The sequence below is a fragment of the Stenotrophomonas sp. yr243 genome (genome assembly GCF_900184195.1).
GTDB classification, from domain to species: Bacteria; Pseudomonadota; Gammaproteobacteria; order Xanthomonadales; family Xanthomonadaceae; genus Stenotrophomonas; species Stenotrophomonas lactitubi.
In genome coordinates this window covers 1,316,673-1,341,483 of the sequence record NZ_FXWT01000002.1, presented here as the reverse complement: position 1 = coordinate 1,341,483, position 24,811 = coordinate 1,316,673, and the positions used below count along the sequence as shown (strand labels likewise).

Here is a 24,811-nt window from a genome sequence, read left to right as displayed (position 1 = left end):
TACTAATGATCCGAGAGGCTTGACCATATAACCTCAAGTTGCCTTGGCCGACATGACATGTCGATAGATCCAAGTGCACGCTACGTCACAAGACCAAACGAGAGGCAGGCGCTCAGGCGCGTCTCTTTGCAACGCAGGCATCACCATGCCCGCGCCCTGCAAAGACATGACGTCCAAGCGACACTCCAACCGCCTCCCTGGTGAAATTAGCGCTATGGAACCACCCGATCCCATCCCGAACTCGGAAGTGAAACGTAGCTGCGCCGATGGTAGTGTGGCCTAAGCCATGCGAGAGTAGGTCATCGCCAGGGTTTATACCCGAAAACCCCGCTGCGCATGCAGCGGGGTTTTTCTTTGTGCGCGAGAAACCAAGGGTAGTGCCGGCCGCTGGCCGGCAAGCACGTGCAGCCGCGTGATGTTCATGAGGTTGCCGGCCAGCGGCCGGCACTACCGGGACTCAATACGCACGCGTAGATGCGGTGCCCAGGCGGTGCCGCATTCTTTGGAGCACAGCAGCTGGCGGACATGCTTCGCCGCAGTGGCAGGTGCCCCGACCCTCATCATCGTGTCGCGTGCATCCTTGAACGGATGGCCTTCATACCCGTTGAGCCAACGAACCCCGCCGAAAGCCACGCCCAATAGAAAGGCGGCGCCCTGCGGGCGCCGCCTTCCATGGTGGAGCATGGCGCAGGGTCGACTCAGTCGATCAACGCGGCCTCGCGCTGCCGGAACACCGATACCGCCTGGTTCAGTGCGCCTGCCTGCGACTGCAGTTCCCGTGCCGCTGCAGTCGCTTCTTCCACCAGGGCCGCGTTCTGCTGCGTAGCCTGGTCCATCTGCACCACCGTCTGGTTGATCTGCTCGATACCGGAGGACTGCTCCTGCGATGCTGCCGAGATCTCGCGCATCAGGTGGCTTACGTTCTCCACGCCGCCGACGATGCCCTGCATGCGCTGTCCGGCATCGGCCACCAACTGGGCGCCCTCGCCAACCTGACGACCTGCCTCGTCGATGAGGTCCTTGATCTCCTGGGCGGCCGCCGCCGATCGCTGCGCCAGCACACGGACCTCGCTGGCGACGACCGCGAACCCGCGTCCCTGCTCGCCGGCGCGTGCTGCTTCAACCGCTGCGTTGAGCGCGAGGATGTTGGTCTGGAAGGCAATGCCGTCGATCACGCCGGTAATGTCGCCGATCCGCTTCGATGCGCCTTCGATGGCCTGCATGGTGTCGACCACCCGCTGCATGGCGTGGTTGCCATCACTTGCTGCGCCCTGGGTGGAGGCGGCCAGCTCACTGGCCTGCCGCGCATGCGCTGCATTCTGGCGCACGGTGGCGGTCAGCTCTTCCATCGAAGCGGCCGTTTCCTGCAGGTGTGCGGCCTGTCGCTCGCTGCGCTCGGACAGTGCGCCGTTGCCGGCGGCAATTTCGCTGGCGGCCGTGCTGATGGTGGTGGCGCAGTGCTGGATGTGCCCGACCATGCGCGCCAGCTGGCAGGCAGTGGCGTTGGCATCGCGTTGGATGGCGGCGAACGCGCCGTGATACTCGCCCTGCATGCGGCGGTCGAGATCGCCGTTGGCCATCGCCGAGAGCATCTGCCGCACTTCGTCGACCGTGCTGCCCAGGGTGTCCAGCAACTGGTTGATGCCCCCGGTCAGGCCGTCCAGGAAGCTGGCGCCTTCGCTGGCCTGCAGGCGCTGTTCGAGATCACCGTGCGCGGCGGCATCGACAATCCCGGCAACGGCATTCTCCAGCGTCAGCTCATGGGTGCGGTCATGCCATTCCACCGCAAAGCCCAGGCGCGCGCCCTGTGCATCGAACACCGGGGTGACCACCTGCGCAAAGTGCACCGGCCCGATCCGCACCTTGCCGTTGTGGGTTGCCTGCAGCCCGTTGAGGATGCCGCGGATGCGGTCAGGGTTGGCATGGAAACGATGGATGCTGCTGCCGACCAGCCGCTCTGCGTCGAAATCGGGGAATGCCTGGCGCAGCATGGCCTGCTGGTTGCGCAGCAGTGCCACCACCGAACGGTTGACGTAGCGGATGACGTGATCGTTGTCGGCAATCATCATCGCCGTGCGCGAGGCATCCAGTGCCTGGCGGATCTGCGCGTTCTCGGCGTGCGCCTCGGCCTCGCGGCCACGCTGCGCCTGCACGTGACGCGCGGTATCGGCCAGTGCGTGGGCCAGTGAACCGGGTGCGTAGCTGCGTGCATCGCTGTGTGCGCCGAGGTCGGCGCCCGTGGCGATGTCGCGTGCCAGTGCGGCCAGGCGGTGCGGTCCATGACCCAGCGCTTCACTCTGTTGGCGCAGGCGTGCGGCTGTCTGGCCCAGCACCAGCGTCAGCACCGCCAGGGCAGTGGCATTCAACAGCGGTGGCAGCACGGCCGCCCCATCAAGCAACGGCGCCAGCACTGCAATGACGCCGATGGCGCCGGCCAGCCACAACGGCAGGCGGTCACGTTGGGTGAGCAGCACGCCCAGCAGCAGCGCGATCGGCAATGCGGCATTCAATCCGGCGATATGGCAGAGCAGGCTCAGCTGCAGTGACAGCAGTACCGCCAGGCCGCTACGGGCGATGGCCTGGCCGGCCTGGCGCAATCCCAGCCAAGCGGCTGGCAGCACCGCGGCGGCAACGGCGCTCGCAGCAGGCACCGAAGTGCCGCGTACGGCCAGCACAAGGCCGATCAACGCGAACACCGCGTTGCCCAGCAGCAGGCGACGATCGCCACGCTGCGCCAGCTGTTGCAGATAAGGGAGACGGCCCTGGTCGGGGGGGCGGGAGGACGCAATGGACATCGGCAACTCCTGGATCAACGGATGGCAGCGACCATGCAACGCCCTGCGCGGATGAGCGCAACGACGGCAGGGTCGGGAAATTCGGGGAATGCGGCGCAGGCTGCGACGCGGAGGACAGACACCGTGACCACATCCTGTGGATGACGGTGCAGCAGACGGGACATGCGGTCTTCCTTGCAGAACCAGGAACGAGCCGCAGGCACAAAGGGCCTGCGTGCTGTGGGCGCAGGGCCCACTACCGTTCTATCGGCCGCACTGGCGCAGAGTGAAGTGCGCGCAGCCGACGATGGTCAGCGCGCGTTGGTGTTTCCGCTCAGGAACGCATTGATGACCGCAGCAATCGGTGCCGGGTGCTCCATGTGCACATGATGGTTGCCGGGGAATACTGCCAGGCGACCATCACGCAGATGCTGCAGGCGCTCGCTGCGCATCGGCTCGGGATAGTACGACTGCGCAGGCGTGGCGTAGATCACCTGGGTCGGGCAGCTGATGGCCTGCAGCAGGTTGTCGATCTGGCCTTCGCTGAGACGGATCGCGGTGGGCAGCATCAGGCGCGGATCGCTGCACCAGCGATAGCCGCCTTCGACCGGCTCGACACCGCGTTCGACCAGCAGGCGTGCGCAGCCTTCGCTGAGCTGGTTGGTCATCATCCGCGCGCGGATCGGTGCGGCCAGATCAGGGAACACGCGCAGCTGCTTGCGCGCGAGTGCACGGGTGGCATCGATGTGTTCGCGCAGACGGCTGGCGGTGTCTTCTTCCGGTCCGCGCAGGCCGCCGAGCGCCTCGATGGCGACCAGGCGTTCGATGCGATCACTGACCGCCGCGGTGAGGCTGGCGATGCCGGCACCCATCGAATGGCCCATCAGGGTGAACCGGTCCCAGCCCAGCGCGTCGGCGACATCGAGTACATGGGTGATCGCTGCCGGCGTGGTGTACACCGCACCGGTGGGCAAATGTGCGCTGTGGCCGTGTCCGGGCAGGTCGATCGCCACCAGGTCCAGCTGCAGCAGATGCGGCGCCAGCGGTACGAAGCTGGCCGCATTGTCGAGCCAGCCGTGCAGGGCCAGCACACGCGGTCCGTCGCCCGCACGGCGCAGGCCTGCCACGCGGACGCCTGCGACCTGCAGTTCAAACGGCTGCAGGGTCATGCCAGCGAGGCCACGGCCAGCCGCGCCAATGCACGGGCATGTTCCGGTTCGGCGTTGAGGCAGGGGATGTAGCGCATCTGTGCGCCGCGCTCGGCCAGTGTTTCAGTGAAGCCCATGGCGACTTCTTCCAGTGTTTCCAGGCAGTCGGTGGCAAACCCGGGGCAGACCACGTCGATCTGTTTCACCCCCGCATCGGCCAGCTCCCACAGGCTGGGTTCGGCGTAGGGCTGCAGCCAGCGTTCGCGGCCGAAGCGCGACTGGTAACCCAGCTGCCACTCGTCCGCGCCCAGGCCGAGTGCTGCGGCGATCGCGCGTGCACTGGCCTCGCAGCGCTGCGGATAGGGATCGCCGGCATCGGCAAGGCGTTGTGGGATGCCATGGAAGGAGAACATCAGCTTCTGGCCGCGACCCTGCTGCTGCCAATAGCGCTGGATCGAGCCGGCGACGGCGGCAACCCAGTCGGGATCGATCGAATAGTCCTGCACCAGGCTGACGGTGACCTGCGGGTTCCTGCGCTGCCACGCATCCACGCGGTCTTCGACCGAGGCGGTGGTGGTGGTCGAATACTGCGGATACAGCGGCAAGACCACGATGCGGCGCACGCCCTCGCTGGCCAGCCGATCCAGTTCGGTGGTCAGCGCCGGTTCGCCGTAGCGCATCGCGTGGCGTACGCGCAGCGTCGGCAGCAATGCCTGCATCGCCTGCGCCAACTGGCGGGTGTGGACCATCAGCGGCGAGCCTTCCGGTAGCCACACCTGGGCGTACTTGGCGGCCGAACGGCCACTGCGCAGCGGCAGGATCAGGCCGCGCAGCAGGGGCTGCCACAGCAGTGCCGGTATCGCGACCACGCGCGGGTCGGACAGGAATTCGGCCAGGTAACGACGAACGGCGGGAGCCGTCGGCGTCTCGGGCGTGCCTAGGTTGACCGCCAGTACGGCGGTATCGGGTGCGTCGAGCATGGGCGGTATTGTCGCCGATTCCATCGTCACGTCGGCATGCAGGGTTCGCATCGGTGTCATTGATGAGCCCAATATGAGCAGGCAACGCTCATTGGGGATTCATCACATCACTACTAATTTCAGTCACTTGCTATATCTTCCTATGGACTGACTTCTGGAGCCTGCCATGCGTCGCCCGATCCAAGCCCTGCTGATCGCCGCCAGCCTGCTGTCCAGCCAGGCCATGGCCGGACCGCAGGAAGACCAGCGCGCCCGCAACGCGGTGCGTGTACTGGCTGAAATCCAGGGAATCCCTGAACAGGGTATTCCGGACAAATTGCTCGACGAAGGCCGCGCGGTCATCGTCATTCCCGACACGATCAAGGCCGGTCTGGTGATCGGCGGCCGTCGTGGCCACGGCCTGATGTCGGTGCGCATGCCCAATGGTGCGTGGTCCAACCCGGTATTCATCAAGCTCACCGGCGGCAGCATCGGCTTCCAGGCCGGTGTGCAGTCCTCCGACGTGGTGCTGGTGTTCCGCAACGACCGCAGCCTGGACAATCTCGTCAACGGCAAGTTCACCCTCGGCGCCGATGCCGGTGTAGCCGCCGGTCCGGTGGGCCGCAATGCCGCCGCCGCCACCGATGGCCAGTTGAAGGCCGAGATCTGGTCGTGGTCGCGCGCCCGTGGCCTGTTCGCAGGCGTCGCCCTCGATGGTGCGATCCTGCAGATCGACGATGCGGCCAATCTCGACGCCTACGGCAGCAACACCACGCCGCGGATGATTTTCGAGGGCCGCGCGGCAGGTTCGCCGTCGATGGATGTGGTCGCCTTCCGTGATCGCCTGGAAGAGGCCACCTACGCGGCGCGCAACAACCGTAACGGTGGCAATGCCGCACCGCGTCCGGCCGCCGCTGCAGCGCCTGCCCCGGTGCCTGTTCAGGCAGCACCTCCGGCACCGGTTGAAGCGACCACGGCGCCGCTGCAGGCCGTGCCGCAGACCCCGCCGCCGGCCCAGCAGGGTTTCCAGCCGGTCAACGACGGTGAAATCCGCACTGAAACGCTGGGCAACAACTGACTTTCGTCACGCGCGCCGGCTTACAGCCGGTGCGCTATGCTCGGCAATCTGATCACTAACGTAACGAGCGACTTATGGGCAGTTTCAGCATCTGGCATTGGTTGGTCGTGCTCGCCATCGTCCTGCTGGTGTTCGGCACCAAGCGCCTGACCAGTGGTGCCAAGGATCTCGGCTCGGCGGTCAAGGAATTCAAGAAGGGCATGCACGACGAAGACAAGCCGAACGCACAGTTGGGCGATGAGTCGCGCAGCCAGGACGCCGCGCGCACCGCGCAGGACGAGCACGACCGCAACGCGCGTTGATCCGGAGCGGTTGCGGTGTTTGATATCGGCTTCAGCGAACTGCTGGTGATAGCGGTTGTCGCCTTGGTGGTGCTCGGACCTGAGCGCCTGCCCAAGGCGGCCCGCTTCGCCGGGCTGTGGGTGCGCCGCGCGCGTAATCAATGGGATTCGGTCAAGCAGGAACTGGAACGCGAACTGCAGGCCGAAGACATCAAGCGGCAGATGCAGGACGTGCGCCAGGGCATGCAGGACACCGAGAACCAGCTGCGTGCCAGCGGTGAAGCCGTACGCCGCGAGGCTGAGCAGATGCAACAGCACAGCGATACGCTGGCGCAGCAGGTGCGTGCACCGGCACCTGCCGAACAGCCCCCCCATCTGGTGGACGCGACCGAGCCGGTGGGGCTTTCGCCGGAGGGGGCTGCCATTGCACCCACCACCGCCGAACCTGCGGTCGATGGCATTGCTGATGCCGCGGCCGAAACGCCTGCCCGCACGGAGCGCCCGTCATGAGCGAACACGACTTCGGCGAAAGTTCGCTGGTGGAACACCTGGTTGAACTGCGCGCGCGCCTGGTGCGTGCGCTGCTGGGGCTGGGCGTGGTTCTGCTGGGCCTGCTGCCGTTCACCCAGAAGCTCTACAACGCATTGGCCGAGCCGCTGATCTCGCAGTTGCCCAACGGGCAGACGATGATCGCGACCAACCCGGCCGGCGCCTTCTTCGCGCCGTTGAAGCTGACGTTCTTCGTGGCCTTGTTCGTGGCCGTGCCGTGGCTGCTGTACCAGCTGTGGGCCTTCGTCGCGCCGGGCCTGTATGCACGCGAGAAGCGCCTGGCGATGCCGTTGCTGGTCTCGTCGGTGCTGCTGTTCTATGCCGGCTGCGCCTTCGCCTATTTCCTGGTGCTGCCGGCGGTCTTCCACTTCCTCACCACCTTCAGCCCGGAAGTGATCGCGATCACGCCGGATGCGAACGCCTACCTGGATTTCGTGCTGGCGATCTTCTTCGCCTTCGGCGGCAGTTTCGAACTGCCGGTGGCGATGGTGATCCTGGTGCTGCTGGGCTGGATCACGCCGCAGCAGTTCAAGGAAGGGCGCGGCTACGCGATCGTCGGCATCTTCGTGCTCGCTGCGATCCTGACTCCGCCGGATGTGGTGTCGCAGCTGATGCTGGCGATCCCGATGTGCCTGCTGTACGAGCTCGGCATCCACGCCGCGCGCTGGCTGGTGCCGTCTTCGGTGGTCAAGAAGCCCGCTGCCTGAGGCAACCCGGGGCGCGGCATCCACGCATGGCGTGGATCTACAAGAATCGGTCCACCGTCGGCGCCGGGCGTGACCCGGCGCGATCGGACATCAAGCGTGGAAGACGTCGTTGGCAGGCGGCGACTGCGGCACCGGCGGTGCACCGCGGCTGCCGCGATGCACGAACATCTGCTTCCAGGCCGCATAGACCGCGCCGACATACAGCGGCATCAGCACCGTGGTGAACACCAGCTGCGCGATGAATGCCGCCGCCAGCGGGCCGCCGATCAGCATGCCCAGCTGGACCACGATCACGAACAGCACATAGACGCAGAACGCGGCGATCAGGCCGAGCACGGTGAACACGGCGGTGGCGCCGATGTTCTCGATGCAGCCCTGCAGGCTCAGGCGCAGCGCGTGCATGCCGCTCTGGCGGTCGAACACCACCAGTGCCGGCTGGGTGAACATCGCCAGGGTCAGGGCCACGGCGGTGCAGAACACCAGCAGCATCCACAGCGCGATGCGCTGCGCCGGCAGGTTGGCGACCAGTTCGGCGGCGGTTTCCGGGCTGATCTGCTGCCCGCTGCGGCCGAGTTCCTGCATCTTGGTCATGGTGTCGCTGAAGGCGGTGAAACCCTCGCGGCCGATCATCAGGTACAGCAGCGCGCCGAGCAGCAGCACGGCCAGCACCTGGATCGCCAGCGGCACCAGCAGGTGGCTGACACGGCGGTCGCGGATCGGCTGCAGCAGATGGGTGGCCAGGCCGGGACGGCCCTGGTCGATCTCACCCATGGCGTACAGCATGCCGCCGAACATCACCGGTGAAATCACCAGGGTCATCATCTGCAGGGCAAGGCCGGCAGTGCCGGGCAGCATCGTCCCCAGCAGGGTGACCACCCAGTTCACCAGCAGCCAGGTCAGGCCGATCCGGGCCAGCTGCAGCGGCGCACGCCGATACAGCGAGAACGTATCCAGCAACCACTGGGCGCCCGCCGAGGCTGGCAGCTTGCGAATCTCTTTCATGGACATCCGGGGAGGGACAGGAGGGGCCGGGCGGTGTGCCCGTGCCGCCGATTATCCCTGTTTTGCCACCGGCTGGGCTGAAGACAGCCGGGCCTGGCGGACAAAGCGCCGCAACAGCTGGCGGGCCAGCGGGGCGGCGCTGACCGCGCGCTCGATGCTGCGCGCACAACCACCGTGTCGGCCGATGCAGTCGGCGCGTGCACGCACGTAGCCACGCATGTGGTGGGTGGCAAATTCCGGATGGAACTGCACGCCCCAGGCCTGGCGGCCCCAGCGGAAGGCGTGGCAGCCGTCCAGCGGCGAGCGCGCCAGCACGGCGGCGCCTTCGGGTACGCGCAGCACGGTCTGCAGATGGGTGGCATGGGCCGCGAAGTGGCTCGGCAGGCCATGGAACAAGGGGTCCTGCGCGGCCTGCGGGTCCAGTGCCAGTTCAATGGTTCCCGATTCACGCCCGGCGGGGTTGTAGGCCACTTCGCCGCCCAGCGCGTGGGCCAGCAGCTGGTGGCCGTAGCAGATGCCGAACACCGGCACGTCGTCGTGCGCGGTCTGCCGCAGCCAGGCGGCACTGCGTTCGCTCCATTCGGCATGGTCGGTGACGAAGGCGGCCGAGCCGGTCACCAGCACTCCGGCGAAGTCGCGCGGATCGGGCAGGTCGGCGCCATGCTCGACGTCGACCACGACGGTCTCGTATTCCTCCAGGCCGGCGGCCACCCGGATCCAGTGCGGAAAGCGCCCGTAACGGCGCAGCGACGGCACGGGGCGGCCGGTTTCAAGGATCAGGAAGGGCGATGGATTCATCCGGGGGAGGCAGTACTGACAGGACTTCCTCGATTGTAGTCAGCCCCTGTGCCACCTTTTCAAGCCCGGCCTGGCGCAGGGTTCGCACTCCTTCAGCACGCGCGGCACGGTTGAAACCGGCCAGATCCATGTCCGCACGGATCAACCCGCGCAGGCGCGAGCCCAATGGCAGCAACTCATACAGGCCGATGCGGCCGAGGAATCCGGTGCGCCGGCACTCCAGGCAACCGACCGGGCGACAGGGCGTGGCGGCATCTGGATATGCAGCTTCGCTATCAGCCAGCACCGCCCAATCGGCCCTGCCGAGGGTGTGCGGCTGCTTGCAGTGCGGGCACAGGGTGCGCACCAGGCGCTGGGCGAGGATGCCGTTGACGGTGGATGACAGCAGGTAATGCGGCACGCCCAGGTCGAGCAGGCGGGTGATGGCCGAGGGCGCATCGTTGGTGTGCAGGGTCGACAGCACCAGGTGGCCGGTGAGCGAGGCCTGCACCGCCATCTGCGCGGTTTCCAGGTCGCGGATCTCGCCGATCATGATGATGTCCGGGTCCTGCCGCAGCAGGGTGCGCACACCGCTGGCGAAATCCAGGTCGATGTTGGTCTGCACCTGCATCTGGTTGAACTCCGGCGCGATCATCTCGATCGGGTCTTCCACCGTGCACACGTTGACGTCCGGCGTGGCTAGCCGCTTCAGGGTGGAATACAGGGTGGTGGTCTTGCCTGAACCGGTCGGGCCGGTGACCAGCACGATGCCGTGCGGGCGCTCGACCAGGGCGGTCCAGCCGGCTGCTTCCTGCGGGCTGAAGCCGAGCTGGTCGATGCTTTTGAAGGCGGCTTCCGGGTCGAAGATGCGCATCACGCACTTTTCGCCGAAGGCGGTCGGCATGGTCGACAGGCGCATTTCCACTTCCCGGCCGCCGGGCGAGCGGGTCTTGATGCGGCCATCCTGTGGGCGCCGGCGCTCGGCCAGGTCCATGCGTCCCAGCACCTTGATGCGGCTGACCACGGCGGTCATCACCGCAGGCGGAACCTCGAACACCTTGTGCAGCACGCCGTCGATGCGGAAGCGCATGCGGCCCATCTCGCGGCGTGGCTCCAGGTGGATGTCCGACGCGCGCTGTTCGTAGGCGTACTGCAGCAGCCAGTCGACGATGTGCACGATGTGCTGGTCGTCGGCATTGACGTCGCCGGTACGGCCCAGTTCGACCAGCTGCTCGAAGCTGGGCAGGGTGGTGTTGGCCTCGCCACGCACGTCGCCACGGGCACCGCGCACCGAGCGGGTGACGCCGAAGAACTCCATGGTGTAACGGTGCAGGTCGAGCGGATTGACCACCGCCAGCTCGATGCGCAGGCGGGTCAGGTGCTGCAGGTCGCGCAGCCATTCCTGTGCCAGCGGCTCGCTGGTGGCCACCAGTACGCGTTCGGTATCCACCGCCAGCGGCAGGAAGCGATGCCGGCGTGCATAGGCGTGCGAGGCCACCGCGGTGACCGAAGCGACGTCGACCCGGGTTGGATCGATGCGCAGGTAGCGGCTGCCGGTGCGCTGGGCCAGCCACTCGGTGAGGCGTTCCAGGTTGAGGTCGCCGCCGTCGCTGGCGGCCAGTTTGAGGTTGGACAGCAGCACCAGCGGATGTACTTCACTGGCATTGCGGGCGCCCTGCGCGGAAAAACGGATGCGCTCGCGCTCGTGCGCAGCCACCACGCCATCGGCCAGCAGGGCCGCCGCAACCTGTTCGAACTGCAGGCGACCGGGCGGCAACGGCACCGCACCAGGCTCGCCGGGCGTGCCCGTGGGCAGCCGATGTTCCATCCACCTGCTCCTTCCGGGTACGGAATGCCCCGCAGGTCGGCCGTTATACTAGCGCACCCCTTTGCCGGCCAAGACTCGTCCGCATGTCCGCGACCCCGACCGTTCCGATCACCTTCCAGGGCCTGATCCAGACCCTGAACCAGTTCTGGGCCCAGCAGGGCTGCGTGCTCATCCAGCCGCTCGACCTGGAGGTGGGCGCCGGTACGTTCCACCCGGCTACCTTCCTGCGTGCGATCGGTCCGGAAACCTGGAACGCGGCCTACGTGCAGCCCTCGCGGCGCCCGACCGATGGCCGTTACGGCGATAACCCGAACCGCCTGCAGCGCTACTACCAGTACCAGGTGGCGATGAAGCCGGCGCCGGACAACATCCAGCAGCTGTACCTGGATTCGCTGAAGGCGGTGGGCATCGATCCGCTGGTGCACGACCTGCGCTTTGTCGAGGACAACTGGGAATCGCCGACGCTGGGCGCCTGGGGTCTGGGCTGGGAAGTCTGGCTCAACGGCATGGAGGTGACCCAGTTCACCTACTTCCAGCAGGCCGGTGGCCTGGAATGCCGGCCGGTGCTGGGCGAGATCACCTACGGTCTCGAACGCCTGTGCATGTACCTGCAGAACTGCGACAACGTCTACGACCTGGTGTGGACCTACGGCCCGGACGGGCAGCCAGTGACCTACGGCGACGTCTACCACCAGAACGAGGTGGAGCAGAGCACCTACAACTTCGAATACGCCGATGTGGAAGAAATGTTCCACCGCTTCGACGCCTGCGAGCGTGAAGCGCAGAAGCTGGTGGAAGTGAACCTGCCGCTGCCGGCCTACGAGCAGGTGATGAAGGCCAGCCACACCTTCAACCTGCTGGATGCGCGCCGTGCGATCAGCGTGACCGAACGCCAGCGCTACATCCTGCGCGTGCGCGCGCTGGCGCAGGCGGTGGCCAAGGCCTACTACGAGCAGCGCGAGAAGCTGGGCTTCCCGGGCGCGAAGAAGGCCTGACGGCCCGTTCTCCCATCACGCGTTTCACCTATTACCCCAAGGGCGCCGGCCGCGTCGCGCGCTGCGCCCCCACCACAGGATCGAACCGATGAGCCAATTGTCTCCCCTGCTGATTGAACTGGGCACCGAAGAGTTGCCGGTCAAGGCGCTGCCAGGCCTGGCCCAGGCCTTCTTCGACGGTGTTGTCGATGGCCTGCGCAAGCGCGGCGTCGAACTGGAACTGGGCGCTGCACGCCCGCTGTCGACCCCGCGCCGCCTGGCCGTGCTGCTGCCGGGCGTTGGCCTGGAACAGCCGGAACAGCACAGCGAAGTGCTGGGCCCGTACCTGAACATCGCGCTGGACGCCGAAGGCCAGCCGACCAAGGCGCTGCAGGGTTTCGCGGCCAAGGCCGGGATCGACTGGACCGCGCTGGAGAAGATCAGCGACAACAAGGGTGAGCGCTTCGTGCACCGTGCGGTGACTCCGGGCGCGCGCACCGCCGCGCTGCTGCCGGAGATCCTGCGCGAGGCCATCGCCGGCATGCCCATCCCCAAGCCGATGCGCTGGGGCGACCACAGCTGGGGCTTCGCGCGCCCGGTGCACTGGCTGGTGCTGCTGCACGGCGGCGACGTGGTCGAGGCCGAACTGTTCGGCCTGAAGGCCGACCGCATGAGCCGCGGCCACCGCTTCCTGCACGACAAGACCGTGTGGCTGACCCAGCCGCAGGACTATGTCGAATCGCTGCGCGCCGCCTTCGTGCTGGTTGATCCGGCCGAGCGCCGCCAGCGCATCGTTGCCGAAGTGGAAGCCGCTGCCGCCACCGCCGGTGGCAGCGCACGCATCACCGAGGACAACCTGGAGCAGGTGGTGAACCTGGTCGAGTGGCCGTCGGCAGTGTTGTGCAGCTTCGAGCGCGCGTTCCTGGCGGTACCGCAGGAAGCGCTGATCGAGACGATGGAGATCAACCAGAAGTTCTTCCCGGTGCTGGATGACGGCGGCAGGCTGACCGAGAAGTTCATCGGCATCGCCAACATCGAGTCCAAGGACGTGGCCGAAGTGGCCAAGGGCTACGAGCGCGTGATCCGCCCGCGCTTCGCCGATGCCAAGTTCTTCTTCGACGAAGACCTGAAGCAGGGCCTGGAGGCGATGGGCGAGGGTCTGAAGACGGTGACCTACCAGGCCAAGCTGGGCAGCGTGGCCGACAAGGTCGCGCGCGTGGCGGCGCTGGCCGAGGTGATCGCAACGCAGGTCGGCGCCGACCCGGTGCTGGCCAAGCGTGCCGCGCAGCTGGCCAAGAACGACCTGCAGTCGCGCATGGTCAACGAGTTCCCGGAACTGCAGGGCATCGCCGGCCGCCACTACGCGGTGGCCGGTGGCGAGTCGCCGGAGGTGGCACTGGCCATCGACGAAGCCTACCAGCCGCGCTTCGGTGGTGATGACATTGCGCTGTCGCCGCTGGGCAAGGTGCTGGCGATCGCCGAGCGTGTGGACACCCTGGCCGGCGGCTTCGCCGCGGGCCTGAAGCCGACCGGCAACAAGGACCCGTTCGCCCTGCGCCGCAACGCGCTGGGCCTGGCCCGCACGATCATCGAAAGCGGCTTCGAGCTGGACCTGCGCGCGCTGCTGACCAGCGCCAATGCCGGGCTGGCCACGCGCAACGTGCAGGCCGACGTGGCTGAGCTGTACGACTTCATCCTCGACCGCCTGAAGGGCTATTACAGCGACAAGGGCGTGCCGGCCAGCCATTTCAACGCGGTGGCCGAGCTGAAGCCGGTCTCGCTGTACGACTTTGACCGTCGTCTGGACGCGATCGGGATCTTCGCAGCGCTGCCGGAAGCCGAGGCGCTGGCAGCGGCCAACAAGCGCATCCGCAACATCCTGCGCAAGGCCGAAGGCGATATTCCGGGCCAGATCGATGCGGCCCTGCTGCAGGAAGATGCCGAGCGCGCGCTGGCGGAAGCCGTGACTGCAGCCATCGACGACACCGGCGCCAGCCTGCACCAGAAGGACTACGTGGCCGTGCTGGCGCGCCTGGCCCGTCTGCGTCCGCAGGTCGATGCGTTCTTCGACGGGGTGATGGTCAATGCCGAGGATCCGGCATTGCGTGGCAACCGCCTGGCGCTGCTGACGATGCTGGGTGAACGCCTGGGCAAGGTCGCGGCGATCGAGCATCTGTCGAGCTGATCGGGACCCCGATCCACGCATGGCGTGGATCTACTGGGCAACCGTCACGCATGGTGTGGATTTACCGGTAGTGCCGGCCGCTGGCCGGCAACGCCACGATCCTGCAATGCATCGCCATGCTGCCGGCCAGCGGCCGGCACTACCCGGCGCTGTCCATCGGGATCATCGCCGGCATCGCACACGATGCCGGCATTTCCGCATGCGCTCGCGATGATCGCCACAAAGGCGCGTATTTTGACCGCCACTTAACAACCGATCCCGAAACACGTGATGCATTTCGCATCGTCACCTTCGGTCGGTATGCTGTGCCGCATGCAGCCAACGAAATACGCCCTGCCGCTGATGGTCCTCTCGCTTTGCGCCACGTCCGTGGTCCATGCGCGCGGCACCATCGACAAGGTGGACATCAAGGGATTGGACAAGGGCGACGACGCCGCGATCATCGAGAACATCCAGGAATCGCTGTCGTTGTTCGACACGATCGGCAAGGAGCAGGGCGAGTCGCGCCTGGAGTACCTGCTGTCGCAGGCCGAGCGGCAGACCCGCCAGGCGCTGGAGCCGTTCGGGTACTACAACCCGGTGATCAAGGTCGAGGCGCCGCGGCAGGACGAGCACGTCACCGTGCTGATCCATGTCGACAAGGGCCCGCCGGTGCTGGTGCGCCGCGAGCATATCGACATCACCGGTCCGGCGATGTACGACCAGTACCTGCAGGACGACCTGACCGCATTCAAGCCCCGCAAGGGCCAGCGCTTCGAGCATACCCAGTACGAAGCCAGCAAGATCACCGTGACCCGGCGCCTGGCCGAGCGTGGCTACTTCGACGCCGACTACACCCAGCGCCAGGTGCAGATCACCCGCGCGGACAACGCTGCCGACATCGACCTGACCTGGGACAGCGGCCGCCGCTACAACATGGGCCCGGTGACCTTCGAGCAGAACTACTTCGACGACAAGCTGTTCGACCCGCTGGTGTACTGGGACCAGGGCAGTTACTTCCACGAAGGCAAGCTGGACCGCCTGCGCGAGTCGCTGACCAAGCTCGATTACTTCAGCGTGATCGACATCCAGCCGCGCCCGGACCAGGCCGATGAAAACGGCGAGGTGCCGGTTGATGTGAAGCTGACGCGGGCCAAGCGCAGCATCTATTCCTACGGTCTGAGCTACGGCAGCGAAAGTGGCGCCGGTGTGCGCGGCGGCCTTGAACGGCGCTTCCTGAACAGCCGCGGCCACAAGATGAACACCCAGCTGGACTATGCGCAGAAGCGCAAAAGCCTGATCACCAGCTACCGCATCCCGGCGTTCAACTGGCTTGATGGCTGGTACACCTTCGCGGCCAGTGCCTACGACGAGCAGACCGACTACATCGATCTGCGCAACTTCAAGCTGATCGCCAGCCGCAGCGGCGAGATCAACGAGAACTGGACCGCCATCGCCTCGATCAACGCGCTGCGCGAGCGCTGGCGCTATGCCTCGGGCACCGAATTCACCGATGCGGTCTACAACACGTCCACGCTGGTCTATCCGCAGATCGTGGCCGATTACGTGAAGGTGGACGACGAGCTGTTCCCGCGCAGCGGCATCAGCGGCACGGCGACGGTGCGTGCCGGCGTCGAAGGCGTCGGTTCGGATACCAGCTTCGTGCAGGCCAACGCCGTACTGCGCTGGTACATCCCGGTGGGGCCAACCAATCGCCTGATCCTGCGCGGCGAAGGCGGCACCACCTGGACCAGTGACCTGGTGGCGATGCCGCCCAGCCTGCGCTACTTCGCCGGTGGCGACCGCAGCATCCGCGGTTATGCCTACCGTGAGGTAGGCCCGCGCACGCCGAGACCCGACAAGTACGCGCTGGGTGCCAAGCATCTGGTGGTCGGTTCGGCCGAATACGAGCATTACTTCAATGGCGGCCCGTGGGGTGCGGCGGTGTTCGTCGATACCGGCAGCGCCTTCGATACCAATATCGATCTGCATACCGGCGTCGGCTTCGGCGTGCGCTGGAAATCGCCGGTGGGCCCGGTGCGGGTGGATATCGCGCACGGCCTGAACAACCCTGATTCGCAGTTCCAGCTGTACCTCAACATCGGAGCGGACCTGTGAGCACGCCCGCACCGACCCCGTCGCCGAACACGCCGCCGCGGCGCGTGCGCTTCTACCGCCGTCGCCGTTTCTGGGCATGGTCCGGCGCGGGCGTGGTCGGCCTGGTGCTGGTTGCCCTGCTGGCCGTGTACTGGCTGCTGCAGACGGTGGCCGGCCGCGATGTGCTGCTGGCGCAGGTGGTGGCACGCCTGCCGGTGGGTGCCAGCTTCACCTGGGACAAGGTCGATGGCCCGGTGGCCGGGCCGCTGACCCTCTACAACGTCGACTTCCGCTACGACGACATCCATTTCCACGCCGAGCGCGCGCACCTGGAGCCGGACCTGCGTCCGCTGCTGGGGCGCAAGCTGCTGCTGGACAAGCTGGAACTGACCAACGCCACGCTCAACCTGGCCAAGAGCGACGAGCCATTCAAGCTGCCGTCGTGGCCCGATTCGCTGCCGCAGATCGAAATGCCGCTGGCGATCCAAGCCGATGTGATCGCCATCGACAGTTTCCGCATCAGCCAGGCCAACGAGCCGGTGATCGACATCAGCCGCGTGCGTGGTGGCATCGAGATCGCCAACGGCGAGTTCCAGGCGCGCAAGCTGGTGGTGGACAGCGACATGGGCAATTTCACTGCCCAGGGCCGCTACATCCCGGCCAAGGATTACGACACCGACGTTACCGTCACTGCAGTGCTGCCGGCACCGCGCGGTCGCACTGCGGCCACGGTCGGCCTGGTCGCGCGCGGTGATCTGGCGCATATGGAAGTGGCGCTGGCTGGCCGCGCGCCGAAGCCGCTGCACGCGATGCTGGTGTTCGATGGCCGCACCGATCCGACCTGGAATGCGACCGTGCGCAGCGACGAGCTGGACCTTGCGCTGTTGTCGCCGGCGCTGGCCAGCTCGGCCATCGCGCCGCTGGCATTGGATTTCACGGCCTCCGGCAAGGGCGGCAATGCCAACCTGCATGGCCGGGTGAAGCAGGGTGAGCAGGAACTGGAGCTGGCGCCGTCGGTGGTGTCGCTGCAGGACCAGGTGCTGAAGGTCTCACCGCTGGTGGTCAAGGGCCTGGGCGGCGAAGCGCGCCTGGAAGGTACCGCTGATTTCAGCGAGGAAGACCAGCAGAAGCTGAATTTCTCGGTGATCGCGCAGGACCTGACCTGGGTGCCGGCGCCGGACCCGAACACTGCGGGTAGTTCGCCGGTGCCGGTGACGCTGAAGGAAGCACGCTTCGGCCTGGCCGGTACGTTGAAGGCGTGGGCGGCGATCGGTCGTGCCGATGTCGAACGCGAAAAGCAGAAGGCGCAGCTGCGCTTCGATGTGCGTGGCAACGATCAGGCCGCCGAGATCCGCGAACTGCAGGCGCAGACCCCGGGTGGCCAGCTGCAGGTGGAAGGCAAGGTGGCGTGGGCACCGCAGCTGGACTGGGATGCCAAGGCCACGCTGAAGGATTTCGACCCGGGCTACTTCGCGCCGGGTTGGGATGGTCGTCTGTCCGGCAATCTCGCATCCAGGGGCCGCCAGCTGCCGCCGCCGGCCAATGCGCCGCCGGGCACCGCGGGCACGCTGGAGGCCACGGTGGACCTGCCCTCGCTGAAGGGTACCCTGCGCCAACGCAACGTGGATGCACAAGGCAAGTTCGCCCTGCAGGGTGAGCAGGGCCAGGGTGAATTGAAACTGGCCGTCGGCAGCAGCCGGGTGACCGCCTCGGGCAAGGTCGGCGACCGCCTGGACATCGATGCGCGCTTCGAACCGCTGCAGCTGAGCGATCTGCTGCCCGGCGCCGACGGTGGCCTGCGTGGCCAGGTGCAGGTGAAAGGCCCGCGCGATGCGCCGGACATCACCGCCGATCTGGTTGGCAACAATCTCAACTGGGACGGTTACGGCGCTGAAAGCCTGAGCATCAAGGGCCGTCTGCCGTGGCGCGGCGACAGTGGCACGCTGGCGATTCAGGGCCAGCAGGTCAACGCCGGCATGCTGCTGGAACGCTTGAACATCGATGCGCAGGGCAGTGTCTCCAACCTGCGCTTGGCCGCGCAGACCCGCAACGAGCTGGGCGCGATCGAGCTGCAGGGCAGCGTGCGCCAGCAGGGCGAGCAGTGGCGTGGCGAACTGGCCACGCTGCGCATCGCACCGGTGAAGGGCGATGCGTGGGCACTGCGTGCGCCTGCGGCATTCGCCATCAACGGCGGCAACTACACGCTGGGCGAAACCTGCCTGGGCGCTGCGACCGGAGGCGCCCTGTGCGCGCATGCCAACTGGCCGCGCGAAGGCCTGGTGGTGCGCGGCGATGCGTTGCCGCTGGCGCTGGTGCAGCCGTGGTTGCCCCCGCAGTCCGGCCGGCGCATCTACCTGCGTGGCGAACTCAATCTGGACGCGCAGATCCGTCCGCGTGGCAACGCGTGGGAAGGGCATGTGGAAGTGCGTTCGGCCGAAGGCGGCGTACGCCTGGGCGAGAACCGCAACACCAGCGTGGCCGATGCCAATCGTGGCGAATTGGTGCGCTATGACCAGTTCTCGCTGAAGCTGGACATGACCCCGGCCAGCATCAAGGGCTACCTGGGCATGGGCTTCCAGGGCAACGGCTTCGTCGATGCGAAGATGCAGACCGGTTGGGAACCGAGTGCGCCGCTCAACGGCGAGCTCTACCTCAACATGTCGCGCCTGTACTGGCTGGAACTGTTCTCGCCGGACGTGGTGCGCCCGACCGGACTGATCGAAGGCCACGTGAGCCTGCGGGGCACGCGCGGCCAGCCGTCGCTGGGCGGTGATGCGCAGCTGAGCAACTTCAAGGGCGAGTTCCCGGCGCTGGGCCTCACCTTCGACCAGGGCAAGGGCAGCTTCGTCGCTCAGCCTGATGGCTCGGCCAAGATCACCGCGCAGGCCAATTCGGGCAAGGGCACGCTGTATGTCGACGGCGGCCTGTCCTGGTTCGGCGATGCACAGCCGCTGCAGCTGAAGATCCACGGCGAGAATGTGCTGCTGTCCAACACCAGCGAGCTGCGCATCGTCGCCAATCCCAACCTGGACTTCACCCTGGCCAAGGCCGCGATGGAGCTGCGCGGAACGGTGCACGTGCCCGAGGCCGACATCGATCTGGAGCGCCTGGACCGTGGCACCTCGGTGTCCGAAGACGTGGTGGTGCTGGACCCGGCCGATCCGGAAGAGTCGCGCACCTCGCCGCTGGACATGGAGCTGACCGTCAGCCTGGGCGACAAGGTCAAGATGACCGGCTTCGGCCTGAAGGGCGCGCTGACCGGCAAGATGCAGGTCTGGGCCAAGCCCGGCCGCGAGATGACCGCCAACGGCGGCCTGGAAGTCAGCGGCCGCTACAAGGCCTATGGCCAGGACCTGACCATCACCCGCGGCAACCTCAACTGGAACTACAACGCGGTGTCCGACCCGCGCATCAACATCCGCGCCGAGCGCCGGATCGGTGATGTCACCGCCGGCATCGACGTGACCGGACGCGCGCAGCAGCCACGTGCCGATGTCTGGTCCGATCCGGCGATGTCGCAGTCCGAAGCACTGGGTTACCTGGTGCTGGGGCGCAGCCTGACCGGTGCCAGCAGCGACCAGACCCAGCAGGTGAACGCCGCATCGGCCGCGCTGTCGGCCGGCAGCGGCCTGCTGGCTTCGCAGCTCGGTGCCAAGCTCGGCCTGGACGATGCCGGCGTCAGCCAGTCGCGCGCGCTGGGCGGCTCGGTCATCGGCGTCGGCAAGTACATCTCGCCCAAATTGTACGTGGGCTATGGCGTGTCGCTGGTCGGTGCCGGTTCGGTGATCACGCTGAAGTACCTGCTGCGCCGCGGCTTCGACGTTGAAGTGGAATCGAGCACGGTGGAAAACCGCGGTTCGCTGAACTGGCGGCGGGAGAAGTAGAGCCACGCCATGCGTGGCTGCGGTTGCGGTAGTTGCCAACCTTGGTTGGCATCCCGGCCGATCCAGACCATAACGCGCGCCATCACTGATTGGACCAGCGCAGCTGGCCGCGGTGGGCGTGCAGGTCCTTGCCCCAGTAGGCCAGAGCCACCACCAACGCAGGTACGATCAGCAGGATGGCGATCATCAGGCCTGCCCCGGCGTCGTCCTCCCCGGCCGGCGCACAACGCTGCACGAAGCGCTGTCGGGCCATGCGCAGCACCACGGCGCTGGCCACGAGCAGCAGGATCAGCGCTGTGACCGGAATCCCGCTCGTCCCGCGCAGCGCAAGGTAGAACGCACCCATCACCGCTGCGACCGCCAGCGGAATAGTCAGGATACGCAGCCCCGGCAGGACGGTTGCTGCGTGCTCCGGCAGTGACTGCCAACGGATGATCGCGCGCGTCACCGTTGAAGTGAGCCACAGCCCCGGGGCCAGCAGCACGGCAACGGCGATCATCAGTACCGCGCGCTGCCCGCCATCCAGCAGGCCATCGGCTGAGGCGGGCAGTGGCCAGCTGGAGACCACGGCCCAGGTGCAGAGCAGCCCGAGGACCAGCGCGACCAGCACGGCGCGAAGGCCGCCGGCCTGCCAATGGATCGAGTCGCCCTCGCGCCCGAAGCGCGACCAGAACGCGACCTGCCCTGCATCCAGGCCGGGTGGCAGGCGCAAGTCGCGCCAGTAGCCCAGCGCTGCCAGCAGGCTGATCGCCTGCTGCGCGCGCGACGGCTGCAGGGTGCTCAGCAGGTTGCGCCACGCCGGCCTATGCTCGCGCAGGCTGGGAAGCACATCGCTGCCGGGGACCAGCAGCGTTTCGCTGATGCCCAGGTACCGGACCGCCAGCGCCTGCGTACCGGCGGGTGACAGCAGCCAGTGCTGCTCGCAGCGGCGCGCCACTGCATCCAGCCAGTGCATGTCCATGCCCCGTACCGGGTCATCCCAGCCGAAGCATTCGCTGAGTGTGTCGAAGGTGGTGCTTGGCAGGGCCGGTTCGTGCGTCACCAGCCGCTGCAGCACGGCGTGGCCGATGCGCTGCTTGCCGTTCAATGACCAAAGCTCCGGCTGCTGCTGCAGCGCCTGCTGCAGGAGTGCCGCGTCGCCCTGGCCGGCTACCGCGAGCAGCTGCGCGGCGACGGCGTCGTGGTCCACCCTGTCCATGGATGCCTGCACCGGAATGTCTGCCGCAGGCGGCACCGCATCCCCGACCAGCTGCGCCAACGCAGCCTGGTAGGCCTCGTGGAGCCGCTGGAACGCCACCGGATCATCTTCGGGCCGGGCGCCCCGCAGCTGCCTTGCATACGCGCGTTTGATGGCGCGCTGGTCAGCGCCGGCATCCAGCCCCAGCAGCTCCATCCAATCGTTCATGGCTGGCGGCGCCACACCTGGGTCCATGCATCGCGCGCCCACAACGCCAGCGCGGCGGTCAAAGCCAGTTCGGCGTAGGCCATGCCCAGAATGAGCAGCTTCAGGAACGGCACCACCGACAGCAGCAGCCAGCCGTTGAAGTGGATCTGCAGCTGGCTACGCCGCCACCAGCGCCACACGGACAGGCCCAGCACCGGCCATGCGAGCAGCGTGCCGGCGGTACGCAGATCCAGTCCGTGGATCAGCACCATACCCACGATCGACAGCAGCGGAATCGGCAGCAGCGCCGCGAGCGGCGATCGATATGGTTGTTCGTCCTCGACCTGCCAGTGCAGGAAGGTCTGCACGGTGGGTGCGACAGCGCCCAGCAGTACCAGCCCGAGCGCAGCGTACAGCGCCACCCGCGCGTAGGTGGCCAACGGATGGATGCCTGCAACGCCGTCACCTGCGGCAATCTGGCCCAACAGGCCCACGGCCAGCACCAGCAGCGCTGCCATCACCCCGCACGCGACACCGCGCAGCAGGCCCTGCAGGAACCGCTCGCGGTTCAGGCGGTGTATCGCGCCGATCTCGCGCCAGAACACGATCTGGCGTACCTGCAGTGGTGCCGGGACCGGCGTGGCGTCATCAATGCCCAGTGCATCCAGGGTCCGGTTGAGGTCGCGCCCGCGCTGGGGCGACAGGGAGGTGAGTAGTGCCTGCCAGTGATTCCAGGGACGCGACAGCCAGGCCATGTGGTCGCGGGCCGTTGCGGGCGGGTTGGGCAGTCCGCAGCGCTGCAGCAGTTCGGCCAGGCGATGGTGGTTGCCCGGCTGCACCACCCAGCGGCGGTGCATCTGCACGCGCTGTGCATCCAGTGCATAGGGATCGACGCTGCTGCCGATCTCGTCCCAGCCGAACATTTCGGCCAGCAGATCGAGGTTGTCGGCCTGCACCGGCTCGGCGGCGGAGAACAACGCCTCCAGCAGGGAGTCAGCGATCCGCACCTTCCAGTGCAGCGACCACAGTTCCGGCTGTTGTGCCAGCCAGGCCTGCAGCGCTTCCGGTTCCTGCTGTACCGCCTCGGCCAGTATGCGATCGGCGATGGCCTCCACGTCCATCCCTGGGTTGGCCCGCACGTGGTCATCCGCGTGTGAACCGGCAATAGCCGGTGGCGCGATGCCAGCGTCCTCAACAGCCGACGCTGCGGATTGCAGCGGCTCATCCGGTCCGCTGTCGGGCCAGAGCGCATCCGCTGGGTCGCGATCCTTCGCCCACGCCAGTGCCGCTTGGTAGGCCTCGTGCAGTTGCTGGAAGGCGACCGAATCGTCCTCCGGGCGGGTCACCCGCAGGCGCTTCGCGTAGGCCCGCTTGATCGCGCGTTCGTCGGCGTCTTCGTCCAGCTCCAGCACCTCCAGGCCCCAGCTCATGCATCGCGCTCCAGCATGTCCAGCGCATGGGACAGCTCGCGCCGCTGCTGCTCGATGTGGTGCAGGTCCTGGCCGTCAAGCGCGTGGCGGAACTGCATCAGCCAGCCCTGCAGCGTGTCGCGGTGATTGATGAACTCCTCGTACAGGCGCTCGGCGCGGGCCACCACGGCCAGGTTCTGCTGGGTATCGCGCGGGTGGATCTTCAGGTCCTGCAGGGCGGCCAGGCGCTGTTTGATCTCGTCGGGCGACAGCAGGCCCGGGTTCTGTTCCAGGATCAGCTCATGGCGCAGACCGCTGGCATCCTCGGTGACTTCCACCTGCAGCAGGCCGTTGATGTCGTAGGTGAAGCGGGTGGTGATGCCGCGTTCTTCCAACGGCCCGCGATGGGTCAACGGCACGCGCAGCTCGCCCAGCTTGATGTTGCGGTCCACGGTCGGGCTCTCGCCCTGGTAGATGTCGATCATTACTTCGCGCTGGCTCTCCTGGATGGGGAAGAACTGATCCTCGCGACTGACCGGCACCACGCTGTTGCGCTGGATGATGGGATGGAAATAGCCGCTGCGCGACTGCCCATCGGCGGTGCGGCGCGATACCTGGGTGCCCAGCGTGTAGGGGCAGACGTCGGTCAGCACCACTTCGCGCAGGGCCTCGTCGCGTCCCTTCAGACCGGCGGCGACAGTGGCACCCAGGGCGATGGCATGGTCCGGGTGGATATGGCGCAGCGGCAGCCGGCCGAACATGCGGGTGACCAGGCGGCTGACCATCGGCATGCGTACCGCACCGCCCACCAGCACGATGTCGTCCAGCGCGTCCGGCTGCAGCCGTGCATCGCGGATGGCGCGCTCGATTGGGCCGCGCATGCGCTGCAGCAGAGGATCGCACAGGTGGGCGAATCCGGCCTCGTCGAGCGCCCAGCGCACCTGGCGCTCGCCCAGGGACAGCTGCAGCGTGCTGCTGCCGCCGTGGCTCAGCTCGCGCTTGAAGATTTCCAGATGGCGCAGCAGCTGAGCCCTTTCGCTGTCGGCCAGCGTGCCCAGGTCCAGGCGCTGGTCGGCCACCAGCGCGTCCAACAGCACGCGCGAGAAATCCTCGCCGCCCAGGAAATTGTCACCGGCACTGGCATGCACTTCGATCACGCCGTCGAACATCTCCAGGATCGACACATCGAAGGTGCCGCCGCCCAGGTCCAGCACCAGTACCCGATCTTCGCCCTCGCGCTGCTGCAGGCCATAGGCCAGCGCGGCCGCGGTGGGTTCGTTGATCAAGCGCTCTACGCGGATGCCGGCCAGTTCGCCGGCAGTGCGCGTAGCCTTGCGCTGCGCATCGGAGAAATACGCAGGCACGCTGATCACTGCCTCTTCCACCTTCTGCCCCAAGGCGGCCTCGGCGTCGGCCAGCAGCGAGCGCAGCACCAGCGCCGACAGTTCTTCGGGACGGAAGCTGCGGTCGCCCAGCCGAGTCTGCCGGTCGGTGCCCATCCAGCGCTTGAAGTTTGCCACGCTGTGCGCCGGATGGCTGACCAGGCGATCGCGCGCCGGCTGCCCGACCAGCACCGCGCCGTCGGCCAGGCTGACCACCGAGGGTGTCAGCAGCTCGTTGTGTGCATTGGGAAACAGTCGACCGCCGCCCGCCTCGTAGATGCCCACCAGCGAATGGGTGGTGCCCAGGTCGATACCGACGATCATGCTGCTTCCCTGACTGCATGTGATGGAACACTGATTGTAGGCCGGTAACGTGGCCGATGAACGCGCCACCCCAACCATCGGCCGTTGCCC

18 protein-coding genes and 1 rRNA gene are annotated in these 24,811 nt (G+C 67.0%); 9 read left to right on the top strand and 10 right to left on the bottom strand.

Features of this window, described 5'->3' with window-relative positions; translation table 11 throughout:
* Positions 1-196 precede the first annotated feature (196 nt).
* Positions 197-311: ribosomal RNA gene (gene rrf, locus QOL57_RS12745) — 5S ribosomal RNA — on the top strand.
* A 387-nt stretch (positions 312-698) separates the two neighbouring features.
* Here the strand turns inward: rrf and QOL57_RS12740 are convergent.
* The 4 genes from QOL57_RS12740 to hemH all read right to left on the bottom strand — a co-directional run bounded on the left by QOL57_RS12740 (position 699) and on the right by hemH (position 4,902).
* Complete coding sequence (locus tag QOL57_RS12740) at positions 699-2,795, bottom strand: methyl-accepting chemotaxis protein (protein ID WP_089237932.1); 2,097 nt, start codon at positions 2,793-2,795, stop codon at positions 699-701.
* Between the two features lie 14 nt (positions 2,796-2,809).
* Positions 2,810-2,959, bottom strand: coding sequence for a hypothetical protein (locus tag QOL57_RS12735; protein WP_157803059.1), 150 nt, complete (start codon positions 2,957-2,959; stop codon positions 2,810-2,812).
* Between the two features lie 126 nt (positions 2,960-3,085).
* Complete coding sequence (locus QOL57_RS12730; protein WP_089237930.1) at positions 3,086-3,943, bottom strand: alpha/beta hydrolase; 858 nt, start codon at positions 3,941-3,943, stop codon at positions 3,086-3,088.
* On the bottom strand, positions 3,940-4,902 hold the full coding sequence (gene hemH / locus QOL57_RS12725) for a ferrochelatase (RefSeq protein WP_089237928.1): 963 nt from the start codon (positions 4,900-4,902) through the stop codon (positions 3,940-3,942). Before hemH ends, QOL57_RS12730 begins: the two co-directional genes overlap by 4 nt.
* A 166-nt stretch (positions 4,903-5,068) precedes the next feature.
* Here hemH and QOL57_RS12720 point away from each other — a divergent pair, with 166 nt between their 5' ends.
* The 4 genes from QOL57_RS12720 (at position 5,069) to tatC (ending at position 7,496) form a co-directional block, all read left to right on the top strand.
* Positions 5,069-5,959, top strand: coding sequence for a YSC84-related protein (locus QOL57_RS12720; protein ID WP_089237926.1), 891 nt, complete (start codon positions 5,069-5,071; stop codon positions 5,957-5,959).
* A gap of 74 nt (positions 5,960-6,033) precedes the next feature.
* On the top strand, positions 6,034-6,261 hold the full coding sequence (gene tatA / locus QOL57_RS12715) for a Sec-independent protein translocase subunit TatA (protein WP_089237924.1): 228 nt from the start codon (positions 6,034-6,036) through the stop codon (positions 6,259-6,261).
* Between the two features lie 15 nt (positions 6,262-6,276).
* Positions 6,277-6,750 carry a Sec-independent protein translocase protein TatB gene (tatB, locus tag QOL57_RS12710; protein ID WP_089237922.1) on the top strand — a complete coding sequence of 158 codons (474 nt, stop codon included), beginning with the start codon at positions 6,277-6,279 and terminating at the stop codon, positions 6,748-6,750.
* Positions 6,747-7,496, top strand: a complete 750-nt coding sequence (tatC, locus tag QOL57_RS12705) for a twin-arginine translocase subunit TatC (protein ID WP_089237920.1) — start codon at positions 6,747-6,749, stop codon at positions 7,494-7,496. The genes tatB and tatC overlap by 4 nt, the downstream gene beginning before the upstream one ends.
* Positions 7,497-7,586: 90 nt before the next feature.
* Here tatC and QOL57_RS12700 read toward each other — a convergent pair whose 3' ends face one another.
* Genes QOL57_RS12700 through QOL57_RS12690 form a run of 3 tightly spaced genes read right to left on the bottom strand, consistent with a single transcriptional unit; the run spans position 7,587 to position 11,103 of the window.
* Entirely contained in the window at positions 7,587-8,498 is a 912-nt protein-coding gene (locus QOL57_RS12700) for a BPSS1780 family membrane protein (RefSeq protein WP_089237918.1), read from the bottom strand.
* Between the two features lie 51 nt (positions 8,499-8,549).
* A complete protein-coding gene (locus QOL57_RS12695; protein ID WP_089237916.1) occupies positions 8,550-9,296 on the bottom strand; it encodes a glutamine amidotransferase in 747 nt (248 codons plus the stop codon).
* Positions 9,268-11,103 (bottom strand): GspE/PulE family protein, encoded by a 1,836-nt coding sequence (locus tag QOL57_RS12690; protein WP_089237914.1) that lies wholly within the window; start codon positions 11,101-11,103, stop codon positions 9,268-9,270. The genes QOL57_RS12695 and QOL57_RS12690 overlap by 29 nt, the downstream gene beginning before the upstream one ends.
* A gap of 83 nt (positions 11,104-11,186) precedes the next feature.
* Between QOL57_RS12690 and glyQ the strand changes: the two genes are divergently transcribed.
* From glyQ to QOL57_RS12670, 4 genes are all read left to right on the top strand, one after another.
* Positions 11,187-12,098 (top strand): glycine--tRNA ligase subunit alpha, encoded by a 912-nt coding sequence (gene glyQ / locus QOL57_RS12685; protein ID WP_089237912.1) that lies wholly within the window; start codon positions 11,187-11,189, stop codon positions 12,096-12,098.
* An 88-nt stretch (positions 12,099-12,186) separates the two neighbouring features.
* Entirely contained in the window at positions 12,187-14,262 is a 2,076-nt protein-coding gene (gene glyS / locus QOL57_RS12680) for a glycine--tRNA ligase subunit beta (protein WP_089237910.1), read from the top strand.
* Between the two features lie 300 nt (positions 14,263-14,562).
* Positions 14,563-16,359 carry an autotransporter assembly complex family protein gene (locus QOL57_RS12675; protein WP_089237908.1) on the top strand — a complete coding sequence of 599 codons (1,797 nt, stop codon included), beginning with the start codon at positions 14,563-14,565 and terminating at the stop codon, positions 16,357-16,359.
* The gene (locus QOL57_RS12670; protein WP_089237906.1) at positions 16,356-20,222 is read left to right on the top strand and encodes a translocation/assembly module TamB domain-containing protein; all 3,867 of its coding nucleotides are present in this window, start codon (positions 16,356-16,358) and stop codon (positions 20,220-20,222) included. The genes QOL57_RS12675 and QOL57_RS12670 overlap by 4 nt, the downstream gene beginning before the upstream one ends.
* A gap of 82 nt (positions 20,223-20,304) precedes the next feature.
* Here QOL57_RS12670 and QOL57_RS12665 read toward each other — a convergent pair whose 3' ends face one another.
* Genes QOL57_RS12665 through QOL57_RS12655 form a run of 3 tightly spaced genes read right to left on the bottom strand, consistent with a single transcriptional unit; the run spans position 20,305 to position 24,721 of the window.
* Entirely contained in the window at positions 20,305-21,627 is a 1,323-nt protein-coding gene (locus QOL57_RS12665; protein ID WP_141134234.1) for a J domain-containing protein, read from the bottom strand.
* Positions 21,624-23,036 carry a hypothetical protein gene (locus QOL57_RS12660; RefSeq protein ID WP_089237902.1) on the bottom strand — a complete coding sequence of 471 codons (1,413 nt, stop codon included), beginning with the start codon at positions 23,034-23,036 and terminating at the stop codon, positions 21,624-21,626. The genes QOL57_RS12665 and QOL57_RS12660 overlap by 4 nt, the downstream gene beginning before the upstream one ends.
* Positions 23,033-24,721 carry a molecular chaperone HscC gene (locus QOL57_RS12655; RefSeq protein ID WP_089237901.1) on the bottom strand — a complete coding sequence of 563 codons (1,689 nt, stop codon included), beginning with the start codon at positions 24,719-24,721 and terminating at the stop codon, positions 23,033-23,035. Before QOL57_RS12655 ends, QOL57_RS12660 begins: the two co-directional genes overlap by 4 nt.
* Positions 24,722-24,811: the final 90 nt, after the last annotated feature.